At 43.9% G+C, this 12,182-nt stretch carries 10 protein-coding genes and 1 other RNA gene; all 11 read right to left on the reverse strand.

Annotated elements, in window-relative coordinates:
* Positions 1-5: 5 nt before the first annotated feature.
* The 11 genes from murG to rsmI all read right to left on the reverse strand — a co-directional run bounded on the left by murG (position 6) and on the right by rsmI (position 12,128).
* Positions 6-1,067, reverse strand: a complete 1,062-nt coding sequence (murG, locus tag MHN79_RS04470) for an undecaprenyldiphospho-muramoylpentapeptide beta-N-acetylglucosaminyltransferase (protein WP_160929411.1) — start codon at positions 1,065-1,067, stop codon at positions 6-8.
* On the reverse strand, positions 1,054-2,253 hold the full coding sequence (gene ftsW, locus MHN79_RS04475) for a cell division protein FtsW (RefSeq protein ID WP_239171890.1): 1,200 nt from the start codon (positions 2,251-2,253) through the stop codon (positions 1,054-1,056). Before ftsW ends, murG begins: the two co-directional genes overlap by 14 nt.
* A gap of 14 nt (positions 2,254-2,267) precedes the next feature.
* Positions 2,268-3,593, reverse strand: coding sequence for a UDP-N-acetylmuramoyl-L-alanine--D-glutamate ligase (gene murD, locus MHN79_RS04480; RefSeq protein ID WP_239171891.1), 1,326 nt, complete (start codon positions 3,591-3,593; stop codon positions 2,268-2,270).
* Between the two features lie 11 nt (positions 3,594-3,604).
* Positions 3,605-4,687 carry a phospho-N-acetylmuramoyl-pentapeptide-transferase gene (mraY, locus tag MHN79_RS04485; RefSeq protein ID WP_114785116.1) on the reverse strand — a complete coding sequence of 361 codons (1,083 nt, stop codon included), beginning with the start codon at positions 4,685-4,687 and terminating at the stop codon, positions 3,605-3,607.
* Positions 4,684-6,042 (reverse strand): UDP-N-acetylmuramoyl-tripeptide--D-alanyl-D-alanine ligase, encoded by a 1,359-nt coding sequence (gene murF, locus MHN79_RS04490; protein WP_239171892.1) that lies wholly within the window; start codon positions 6,040-6,042, stop codon positions 4,684-4,686. Before murF ends, mraY begins: the two co-directional genes overlap by 4 nt.
* On the reverse strand, positions 6,039-7,523 hold the full coding sequence (murE, locus tag MHN79_RS04495) for a UDP-N-acetylmuramoyl-L-alanyl-D-glutamate--2,6-diaminopimelate ligase (protein ID WP_239171893.1): 1,485 nt from the start codon (positions 7,521-7,523) through the stop codon (positions 6,039-6,041). Before murE ends, murF begins: the two co-directional genes overlap by 4 nt.
* Before the next feature lie 9 nt (positions 7,524-7,532).
* Positions 7,533-9,170 carry a penicillin-binding transpeptidase domain-containing protein gene (locus tag MHN79_RS04500; protein WP_239171988.1) on the reverse strand — a complete coding sequence of 546 codons (1,638 nt, stop codon included), beginning with the start codon at positions 9,168-9,170 and terminating at the stop codon, positions 7,533-7,535.
* Between the two features lie 119 nt (positions 9,171-9,289).
* Positions 9,290-9,607 (reverse strand): cell division protein FtsL, encoded by a 318-nt coding sequence (gene ftsL, locus MHN79_RS04505; RefSeq protein ID WP_114785109.1) that lies wholly within the window; start codon positions 9,605-9,607, stop codon positions 9,290-9,292.
* A 6-nt stretch (positions 9,608-9,613) separates the two neighbouring features.
* Entirely contained in the window at positions 9,614-10,564 is a 951-nt protein-coding gene (gene rsmH, locus MHN79_RS04510; RefSeq protein ID WP_239171894.1) for a 16S rRNA (cytosine(1402)-N(4))-methyltransferase RsmH, read from the reverse strand.
* A 185-nt stretch (positions 10,565-10,749) separates the two neighbouring features.
* Positions 10,750-11,144, reverse strand: an RNA gene (gene rnpB / locus MHN79_RS04515) — RNase P RNA component class A.
* 120 nt (positions 11,145-11,264) lie between these two features.
* Positions 11,265-12,128, reverse strand: a complete 864-nt coding sequence (gene rsmI, locus MHN79_RS04520) for a 16S rRNA (cytidine(1402)-2'-O)-methyltransferase (protein WP_239171895.1) — start codon at positions 12,126-12,128, stop codon at positions 11,265-11,267.
* Between the last annotated feature and the right edge of the window lie 54 nt (positions 12,129-12,182).

The raw sequence follows: 12,182 nt of genomic DNA on the forward strand, positions 1-12,182 counted from the left end.
TCTCGTTAATTTGTTAGTGCAATTATGGCATCAGCCACTTTATCATCTGCATCTAACCTTGCTACCGAACGCGCACTGTTTGCCATTTCAATCAGTTTATGGCGATCGAGTTGTTGTATTTGCTGAGCGAGTTTATCTACTGTAAGCTCAGGTTGTTCAATCATTTTTGCAGCCCCGCATTCTACTAAATGGTCAGCATTCAAAGCTTGCTGTCTATCTTTATGCATAAAGGGGATAAAAATAGCCCCCAGACCTGCTGCTGCAACTTCTGATACCGTTAATGCACCAGAACGACAAATAAGTATATCAGCCCAAGCATACGCTTCAGCAACATCTTCAATAAACTCGACTATCTGCGCAGACTCAACTTGAAGGCTGTGGTACTGAGACTCAACCTCAGCCTTGTTATTTTTTCCCGCTTGATGGCGAACCTCATATCCGGCACCTAATTTTGCCATGACTTCAGGCATAGTGCGATTAAGAATTTGTGCTCCTTGACTGCCGCCCATGACTAAAATACGAATATTATCGGTACGCCCACCCATTCGTTGAGAAGGTTCTCTAATAGCAACAACGTCCTCTCTAACTGGGTTGCCCACAACTTCAGCATCAGGGAAAGCGCCCGGGAAAGCCTGGAAAACCTTAGCTGCAATCCATGATAGCCAACGATTGGTTAATCCAGCAACGGCATTTTGTTCATGCAAAACAACAGGAATACCCTGAATTCTTGCGGCTACTCCTCCTGGGCCACTAACGTAGCCTCCCATGCCCAAAACCACATCTGGCTGCCAAGCTTTGATGTGCTTTCTTGCTTGAAAAACGGCATTAACTATCTGAAAAGGAGCTTGAATCAATTTCAATAGACCTTGCCCACGTAAGCCTTTAACCTTAATAAAATCGATTTCTATACCATGTTTGGGAACCAGTTCAGCTTCCATTCTATCGGCAGTGCCAAGCCAGCGAATATCCCAACCTTGTTGCTGAAGCTTTTTAGCAACAGCTAAACCAGGAAAGACATGTCCACCCGTTCCTCCAGCCATTACCATCAAACGTTTATTTTTTTTCATCATCTGCTATCTTTTTAGGTCTCGGGGTCATCGAACTAATACGACATTCAAAATCAACTCTTAATAATATCGCCACCGCAACTGTCATAATAATTAAACTCGATCCGCCATAGCTAATCAAAGGTAAGGTTAACCCTTTTGTAGGAACCATACCCGCTGCGGCTCCTACATTGACCAAGGTTTGAAACGCAAACCAAATTCCGATACCGAATGCTAAATAACCACCAAAAAGCACATTATTTTCAAACGCTTTACGCCCTATTAAAATCGCTTTGATGACTAAACTAAAAATCAGCATAAGAACTAAAACAACACCTACAAAGCCTAATTCTTCTGCAAGTACAGCAAAAACAAAATCAGTGTGCGCTTCCGGCAAATATTCCAGTTTTTGAATTGAGTTGCCTAACCCTTGCCCTAACCATTCCCCTCGACCAAATGCCATTAAGGATTGTGTCAACTGATAGCCACTGCCAAACGGGTCTTCCCATGGGTCAAGAAAAGACGTCACTCGCCTTACTCGATAAGGCTCTAACAATATGAGAGCAACCACAGAAAAAATACCGACTGCCATGAGTGCTAAAAATTGACTTAATTTAGCTCCAGCAATAAATAGCATGCCAAACAAAGTTACCAGCATGACAATAACTGTTCCTAAATCAGGCTGAAGTAAAAGCAAACTAGCTAGAGTACCAAAAATGATGATCGGCTTGATAAATCCACCAAAAAAGCTCGAGCGAACCTCTTGGTGTTTACGAACCAAATAGCCAGACATGAAGATAAATAATGACAGTTTTGCAAGCTCTGCTGGTTGCAAATTGAACAGCCCTAAGGGTATCCAGCGAGAAGCTCCATTGACTGACTTACCCGCCACCAAGACAACGATAAGAAGAAAAACCGATAAACCTAATAACAGAGAGCCATATTGGGACCATTTACTCAAGGGAACCTGAAGTACTATGCTAGCGGTTACTAACGCAAGCAACAGAAATACAGCATGGCGAAACATAAAGTGAAACGGCTGGTCTGTAAGACGCGTGCTAATTGGAAATGAAGCAGAGGTCACCATCACTAACCCTGTCAGCATTAAGCCTAAAGCAATCCAAACCAGTTGGCGATCATATAATCCTTCAGGAGAAGAGGTGGTGACCCAGTGTTTAGTGCTTGCTAATAAATCTCTTAGTTGCATATGTGATAGCTTAGTTATGCTAATTGCTTGACTAGCGCCGTAAAGGTTTCGCCGCGTACCATAAAATTTTCAAACTGGTCAAAGCTAGCACAGGCAGGGGATAGCATAACCATATCTCCACGTTGCGCTCTACAACTCACCCACTTAATAATATCCGCTAGTGTTTCAAAATACTTTGAATCATGTGTGAGTGACATAAAGCGTCGACCATCTTGGCCAAAACAACATAGCTGAACATCCAAGGGGTTAAGGGCAGGCTCAAGCTCTGAAAAGTCAGCGCCTTTACCATCTCCTCCAACGAGCAAATAAAGTTTCCCAGGAAGAGACAAACCGGATAAAGCCGCTAAAGTACTTGCGACATTGGTTGCCTTGGAGTCATTTACCCATTTTACGCCTTGCTTATTAGCTATAAGCTGACACCTGTGGGTAAGCCCAGTATAAGCTTTTAATGTATCCAAACCCTCAGCGACATCTACACCAGCTTCCTTTAGCAACGCCAGAACAACGAGAGCATTGGCCATATTGTGTCGACCCACTAAGCTAAGCTCGTCGGCAGCTAATATTGCCAAATCTCGATGACATAAAAACTCTCGCCCATCGACTGATTTGACACGATACTCGGTTTGCCTCTGCAAACTAAACTCGATCAGCCGCTTGTCCTGCTGCTCGGGATAGGTTGCTGGATCGTCAGCATTAACCACACATGCTTGAGCATGTGCAAAAATACGCAATTTAGCTTGGCGGTATGCCCCCATATCGGAATATCGGTCCATATGATCTTCCGAAAGGTTTAAGAAAGCGCCTGCGACCAAAGAAAGGCTTGAAGTCGTTTCTAATTGGAAGCTAGACAATTCTAAAACATACAGGTCAGCATCTTGGTCAAGCAAGTCCAATGCAGGAACACCTATATTTCCACCAATAGCCGTCTTAACACCTGATGCATTGGCCACAACACCTGCGAGATCAGTAACAGTGCTCTTACCATTTGACCCAGTAATAGCAATCACGGGTTTATCCACTTGCCAAGCAAAAAGCTCAATATCTCCAATGACAGGAATTCCCACATTGATCGCTTGTTGCAGTTGAGGAGTTGTTAGCGCAACTCCAGGATTAACAACAATAAGATCTACATCTATCAACCAGCCTTCAGGCCAACCACCACAAACTAATTCCACATTTTTCGGCAAAGATTCAGAACCTGGTGGCTTATCGCGAGTATCGATCACCTTGATCGTCAGACTTTTAGGCAGGCTTAACAAATGTCTTACTACCGAAGCCCCTGTCAAACCAAGACCAACAACGACAACATTCTCAATATTTTGCCAAGGTTTCAAAATCAAACTCAACTTCCTTAACGTACTTTCAGTGTTGCTAGACCAACCAGCACAAGGACAATTGACATAATCCAAAAACGTACGATTACACGAGGTTCTGGCCAGCCTTTCAGCTCATAGTGATGGTGAATTGGCGCCATACGAAAAATACGTTGACCTCTAAGTTTATATGAACCGACTTGGAGGATTACAGAGAGCGTTTCCATCACAAACACCCCGCCCATAATAACTAGGACAAATTCTTGGCGCACCAATACTGCAATAGTTCCTAGAGCACCACCAAGAGCAAGCGAGCCAACGTCTCCCATAAAAACTTGTGCTGGGTAGGTGTTGAACCACAAAAAGCCCAACCCTGCGCCGACCATAGCAGTACATACTACAACCAATTCCGAAGCCTGAGGAACATAGGGAATATGGAGATAATTAGCAAAATTCACGTTACCTGTTGCCCATGCAATCGCAGCAAAACCTGCAGAAACAAGTACAGTTGGCAGGATAGCCAATCCATCAAGACCATCCGTTAAGTTAACCGCGTTACTGGTTCCAACAATAACAAAGTAACTCAAAACGATATAGAAGAGCCCAAGCTGAGGCATAACATCTTTGAAAAATGGCACCACAAGCTGAGTAGCGGTTGTCTCTTTTCCATAAGCATACAATGCAAAGGAAACCACCAAAGCGATAGCAGATTGCCAGAAGTATTTCCAACGAGCAATAAGACCATCCGTATCTTTGTTAACAACTTTACGGTAGTCATCGACAAAACCAACAGTCCCATATCCAACCAACACAGCGAGTACAGCCCAAACGTAAGGGTTAGACAAATCAGCCCAAACAAGAACGGTTGTAATAATACTGGTTAAAATCATCAGCCCTCCCATAGTGGGAGTACCGCGTTTACTGAAGTGAGACTCAGGGCCTTCATCACGAACGACTTGGCCAATTTGCAATGTTTGTAATCGCTTAATAAGACGAGGTCCCATCCACAAAGACAAACCAAGGGCTGTTAATACGCTAACAATGGCTCGAAAAGACAAATATTCAAATAAACGGAAAAATGAAAAGTATGGCTGTAGAAGCTCTGCAAGCCAAATGATCATGTATACATCTCCTTCACAGCAGCAACAATATGATTCATGCCTGCGCTATTCGCTCCTTTGACAAGTATTGTCTGGGAACCGTTATGCTGAGCAATGTGCTGCTTAATAAACTCAATCATGCTGTCATGAGTATCAAAGTGCTTACCGTCACATACATCACTAATCGCTATGCTATCTGATCCGTAAGTAAGCACATATTCAAATTTAAATGGGGCCGCATGTTCACCGACTTGGCGATGAAGTGCAAGACTTTCCTCTCCTAATTCAGCCATATTGCCTAAAATAAGCCATCGTACACCATTAAAGCTACCCAACAAATCTGCAGCCGCTTTCATAGCAGGTACGCTGGCATTATAGCTATCATCAATCAGTTTAATATTTTCGTTGAGTTCAATACTCTCGACTCGGCCTTTAACCATAGACAGAGCTTCCAATCCTGTAGCAATCATTTGTGTTGAAGCTCCCAATTCAATCGATAGCGCAGTGGCCGCTAAAGCATTGACTACATTATGCTGGCCGATCATTCCAAGCGACACATCAAAACTGGTATCCGGCGTATCAATGGTAAAAGAAGCCATACCATTGATATCCATTGTTAGATTACTTGCTTTATATTGCGCTCTGTTATCAGAGAGTGAGAAAGTCTTTACTGTTTTGTCAGATAAAACTCTGTCCCATAGCGGCCCGCCATTACTATCCAAGTTTACGATAGCAACAGCGCCAGATTTCAACCCTTGGTAAATCTCACCCTTTGCTCTCTTAACCCCTTCCAATGAGCCAAACCCTTCCAGATGTGCTGCAGCTACATTATTGACAAGAGCAACATCAGGGCTCACAAGCTGGGTCGTGTAAGCAATCTCACCAATATGATTAGCCCCTAATTCAATGACAGCAAAATCATCTTCGGGCTGTGAACGCAACAAGGTCAGTGGCACTCCGATGTCATTATTAAAATTACCAGCGGTATATAGCACTCTCCCCTTTTGAGACATAATGCTTGCTACCATTTCCTTAACCGTTGTCTTACCACAACTACCCGTGATTGCCACCGTAGGTGTCTGACAGATCTGATGAACAAATTTACCTAATAAGCCAAGCGCGGCTTTGGTATCTTTAACCAATAATTGAGGCATTTTTACATCAACACAGCGACTAACGAGCAAAGCAGACGCGCCAGAGGAGATTGCTTGAGGAATAAAGTCATGAGCATCAAATCGGTCACCGATCAAAGCAATAAAAAGAGCATTCTCTTCAATGACTCTAGTATCTGTCGAGATACTATTAACCACGGCATCATCACCGATAAGCTCAGCATCGAGCACCTCAACCAATTGTGACAGAGTTAGAGAGATCATTGTGTTAGCTCCAAAAGTTGTAATGCCGATTCGCGATCTGAATAATGTAGCGTTTTATCATCTATGATCTGGTAATCTTCATGACCTTTACCTGCTAACAAGATAATATCGTCTGCGCAACTGTGCCGCAGAGCATAAGCCAAAGCTTGATAGCGATCGTGTTCCACAGTTGCTTTTGTGGGAAGTGTCATTCCAGCCAACATATCTTTCACTATCTCTATGGGCGACTCACTTCTAGGGTTATCGTCGGTTAAAATCACTTCATCTGCGAGCGATTCTCCTATCGCGGCCATCATAGGTCGTTTCCCTTTGTCTCTATCTCCGCCGCAACCAAAAATCACCCAAAGCTTGCCATTGCAATGGCGCTTCAGTGCTAGAAGGGCTTTTTCCAATGCGTCAGGAGTATGAGCGTAGTCGACAATAACTTTCGCTTTACTTTCTGCTTGAAATAACTCCATACGACCCAACACTGATTGTAATTGACCAGCACTACCCAGCAGTTCATTCTTTTCCATTCCTAAAGAAAGCAAAGTAGCAAATGCAAGCAGTATGTTACTTGCATTAAACTCTCCAACTAGAGGCACGGTGAAGCAACCCTCGCCAAACTGACCAGAAAAGGTTAATTCAATCCCAGTTGATGCATATTTTATACTGGTAGCATATACACCTTGACCAGATGCTATCGGCGACAGTGATACTGGAATACAAGATTTGATTTCCTTAGCCCATGAGGCGCCAATAGGATCATCGATATTGATAACAGCCCGAGCACAATTATGCTGAGTAAAAAGCGAACGTTTAGCTAACGCATATTGCTCCATGCTGCCATGGTAATCTAAATGATCACGGCTTAGATTGGAGAAGACACCTACCTCGAACTGCTGTGCTTTAACCCGGCCTTGTACTAAGCCATGGGACGACACTTCCATAGCTGTATATTTAGCGCCTTGTTGCTCTAGTGCTGATAAAACATCCTGAATTTCTAATGCATGGCCAGTCGTATTGGCCGCTGGCTGCAAAGCTTCAAGAAATCCATTACCCGTAGTACCTAGAACCGCGCACTTTTTCCCCGAAAGATCTAGCCACTGGGCGATTAACTGAGTAATCGTCGTTTTACCATTGGTTCCTGTTACCGCAATCAAACGGTTATGCTTTAACGGCATTAATCGGCTTGCAATATGCGACAGGTACTGATTTAGGTTCGCAATATAGATGATAGGTATATTTCTACGCCACTCAATTTTACCATGGCTGTCTAGCTCTTCGGTTTCAGCAATGACTGCGTTTGCGCCTTGACGAATAGCCGAGTCAATAAAATCCCGACCATCAACCACATGACCTTTCACCGCCACAAAGGTGCTCCCAGAGCTTACCAGGCGACTATCTAGTTCAAGCTTATGGACAACAAAATCTAAGCTGTTTTCAGCCGAAATATCTAGCCAAGGTGCTAATAGCTCAGTAACAGTCATGGATTGAGTCATATCGTTTCTCTATTTATCTCTTTTAAATCGATTCTCGTCAGGGGCAACATTAAGAATTTGTAACGTGCCTTTAGTAATTTCAGAAAATACAGGGCCAGCGACCGACCCACCGTAATAGTTGTCACCTTGAGGTTCATTCACAACCACAACAACAGCAATTCTTGGGTTACTCACAGGTGCAATGCCCGCGGTGTAAGCAAAATATTCATCACCATAACCGCCAGCAATAGCCTTGCGTGATGTTCCCGTTTTAGCAGCTACACGATAGCCAGGGACCGCTGCTTTCGTTGCAGTACCGCCTGGTTGTGTTACTGTTTCGAGCATATCAAGTACGACATGCGCATTTTCTTCGTTAATCACCTGACGTGACAAATCTTGTTGATTACTCTCAATAATGTGAATCGGCTGGTATTTACCGTAATTACCTAAGGTTGCATAGGCATGTGCTAACTGCAGCGGAGTTATGGATAAACCATATCCAAATGCCAAAGTGGCGATTTCAAACTTTGACCAGCGACGACGGTTAGGAAAAATGCCTTGCGTCTCGCCAACAAGATTTAGCCCAGACAGCTCACCAAAACCTATTGAACTGTACATACCCAATAAGGCTTCAAGAGGCATATCTAGCGCAAGCTTAGCAACTCCAACATTACTCGACTTTTTTAATATCGTAGCTAGATCGGCTTTACCTACTTTCGACGTATCACGAACCCTTTGGCCACCAATCGGCATAATGCCATTGCCGGTATCAATAATTGTATTTTTATCGGCTACTCCATTTTCGAGAGCAGCTAAAACCACAAAAGGTTTCACTGTAGAGCCTGGCTCAAACGCATCGGTAATAGCACGGTTACGCATTTTTGCCGATTGAAGATCGGAACGATTATTAGGGTTGTATGACGGCGCGTTAACCATGGCTAACACAGCACCCGTTTTAACATCAAGGATAACGGCCGTTGCCGATGTCGCTCTATAATCGGCGACTGCCTGTTTAATAGAGCGATAAGCGATGGCTTGAATTCTCTGGTCTATAGTTAGGTCTAAAGGCTTGCCTTGCTCTCTCTCTTCAAGAGAAATATTCTCAACCACTCGGCCATATCTATCTTTGCGGATGATCCGCTTTCCTGCTTCCCCTGTTAGCCATTTATCGTAACTGCGCTCAGCACCTTCCAAACCATGTCCGTCGATTCCTGTTACGCCTACAATATGGGCACTCACTTCGCCTGTGGGGTAATAGCGACGCGATTCAGCTTTCAGTCCAACGCCCGCAAGTTTTAACTCTCGAATATAGTTAGCCATCGCAGGACTAACTTGACGTTGGAGATAAATAAATCGGCGTGATTTACTGCGGCGAATCTTTTCAATCATTTTCTGACGATCAAGGCCGAGCACGTCAGCCAGAGCGTACCAACGATCCATATTGCTAAAGCCATTGCGTTTAAATATGGTCACAGGATCAGCCCACACAGCCTCGACAGGAACACTGACCGCAAGTGGTTCACCGTTGCGGTCAGAAATGATGCCACGGGCAGAGTGAATCGTTTTAGCTCGCACTGAACGTAAGTCACCTTGCTGAATCAGATTGTCTGGCTCAACAATTTGGATATAGGCAATTCTTGTGATAAGTGCTGAGAAGGCAATAAACATGGCCAGTAGCACTAAATAGAAACGCCAACGTATCAGGTTCGGCTGTTCAATATGCCCAGACTTTTTTCCCGATACTTTCTTGGATGTTTTCTTTGCTGAGGAAGGCTCTCTATTTTTACTCATGGTAAGTCAATAACCACCTCTTTATCTGCATCTGGACGCTTCATCTGCAATTCGTCTTTTGCGATTTCTTGAACTCGGCTATGTTCTGCTAATGCCGTTTCTTCAATCAGTAAATTACGCCATTCATTGTCTAGACGTTCACGTTCCTGTAAAGCTAAGTCCTTTTCTGTAATGGCTTGACGTGTATGATGTGTCGTGAACACAACCGCCATTGCTGATGCGAATATAAACACAAGGATCAATAAAGGTATTCGACCAATAGTAACAAGGTCCAATACGATGAGCTTAGCCAAATTAGGAACAGGTTTATCCATGATTACCTATAGTTTTTCCGCAATTCGAAGCACAGAGCTGCGAGAGCGTGTATTGATATCAATTTCTTGTTTAGAGGGTTTAATCGCCTTGCCGACAGGCGTTAAATTTGCTTTACCAAGTGCACTGATTTGTTCCTCTGTCATTGGGATACCATGAGGCACTTCTGGTCCTTTGCTTTCTTTACGGATAAATCGCTTTACCATTCTATCTTCCAATGAGTGGAAGCTGATCACAGATAAACGCCCTTGAGGGGCAAGAATAGTGGCGGCCGACTTTAACGCAGTATCAATTTCTTCTAATTCACTATTTATGTAGATTCTAAATGCTTGAAAAGCACGCGTAGCTGGGTGTTTCTTTTCTTTGAAACTTTTAGGAGCCGCCTCTGAGATAAGCTTTGCTAACTGACTGGTTCTAGTCAAAGGTTCATTATCTTCATTTTCGCGATAGTTAACTATGGCTTTCGCAATACGGCGAGCGTGTTTATCTTCGCCAAACTCACGGATAACCCAAGTGATGTCATCCAGATCAGCTTCTAGTAACCACTGAGACACTGGAATACCCGTGGTTGGGTCCATTCTCATATCCAGAGGACCATCTTTCATAAAACTAAAGCCGCGTTCTGCATCATCGAGTTGAGGGGAAGAAACACCCAAATCAAGTAAGACACCATCCACTTTGCCAACTAAACCTCTTTGCTCCGCATAGTCGGCCATTCCAGAGAAAGGACCATGAATAATAGTGAACCTAGCATCATGAATAGTCTTAGCCTCTTCAATGGCTTGAGGATCACGATCGATACTGAATAAACGCCCAGAGTCTCCTAATTGACTTAATATCTGACGACTATGGCCGCCTCGACCAAAGGTTCCATCGATGTAAATACCATCGGGCTTAATTGCCAAACCATCGATTGACTCGTGCAGTAGTACGGAAATGTGCTTAAATTCTTCGGTCATTGTATTTGTATCTCACTCTTGCACCAATGCGTTCAAACTAGGCAGTTTACTGATTTGGTCTAGGATCACCACCTATGCTAAATCGTACACGTGATATTGCGCTAAGTTTAGTGCTTACGGCAGTATGTTCGTCAATTAAAAGCAAAAAACCCATCATAACATGAGAGTTATGATGGGTTTCGAATAGGTGGAGCCGACATATAAGCCGGGTTCTGTTCCGCATACGCGGCGGTAGCCATTCGTCTAGGCCAGCAATCGCTCACTGGCTCAAGCAACCTACCCGCCTCCTTACGCGAGCAACGCAATATGGAAGCCTATTTGGTCTTGCTCCGGGTGGAGTTTACCCTGCAACGAACTGTTGCCAGTCGTCCGGTGCGCTCTTACCGCACCCTTTCACCCTTACCTGTACTCTAACGAGCCATCGGCGGTCTTCTCTCTGCTGCACTTGTCGTAGGCTTGCGCCCCCCAGGCGTTACCTGGCACCCTGCTCTATGGAGCCCGGACTTTCCTCCCCTTTATCAGTCTCCCCTACCACATGGATAAAGGACATCAATAAAGCAGCGACTACCCAGTCAACTCCGAGGCGGATTGTATAGACATTAACACTCAGTGTCTAGTGAGATCACAAATATGATGAAATCAAGCGAACAACCGGCGAAAAAACCATCTCAGATTGCCTAAGAGCACTTTATAAACCCTATTAGTCAAGGTGCTCAAGGCCCCACTTATAAAGCGGATTTTTCTTTAAGTTATATATCTCAGCGGCCAAAGCCGCGGCTTTTTTAAGGGGTAACTCTTTATTTAAAATAGCCAAAGTTCGTGTTACTTCCTCAGGCAATGAATCATCACTAACCGCTCGATATCCATGAATAAGCAACGCCATTTCCCCTCTTTGCTGGTTCTCATCAGATTTAACCCAATCAACCAGCTTAGCCAAGGGTAATCCCTGAATGGTTTCAAAGGTTTTGGTCAATTCACGAGCGAGAACCACTTCACGTTCAGGCCCTAGGATTTCTAGCATATCGTGAAGAGAATCGAGTATTCTATGTGGCGATTCATAGAAAATACAGGTACGCTCAGCTTTAGCAATTTCAAGAAACTTATCTTTTCGTCCTTTGCTCTTAGCAGGTAAAAAGCCTTCAAAGCTAAAACGATCGGACGGTAAACCAGATGCACTTAAAGCGGTGACAACCGCGCATGCACCAGGCAGCGGTACAACTTTAACGCCAGCCTGACGACACTTTGTCACCAAATGGTATCCTGGATCGCTAATTAATGGGGTACCAGCATCAGAAACCAGTGCAATAGAGTATCCAGCTAACAGTTTCTCAACTAAAACTTGCGCTTTTTGCTGCTCATTATGATCATGCAAAGCAAAGGTTTTCGTCGAAATACCAAAGTGGGATAACAACTTGCCAGTATGGCGAGTATCTTCAGCAGCGATAAGATCAACATTGGTTAATGTATCAAGAGCCCGTTGAGTGATATCACCTAAATTGCCAATTGGCGTCGGGACAATGTAGAGAGTTGGAACCTCAGTTGGTAAGGTTTTTTTATCTGTCATTTGTTTACCATCACTTCAACGATTAATATAGACAAAATTTTGTACGGAAATAGT

The sequence above is a fragment of the Vibrio sp. Of14-4 genome, assembly GCF_022347625.1.
Classification (GTDB): domain Bacteria; phylum Pseudomonadota; class Gammaproteobacteria; order Enterobacterales; family Vibrionaceae; genus Vibrio; species Vibrio pristinus.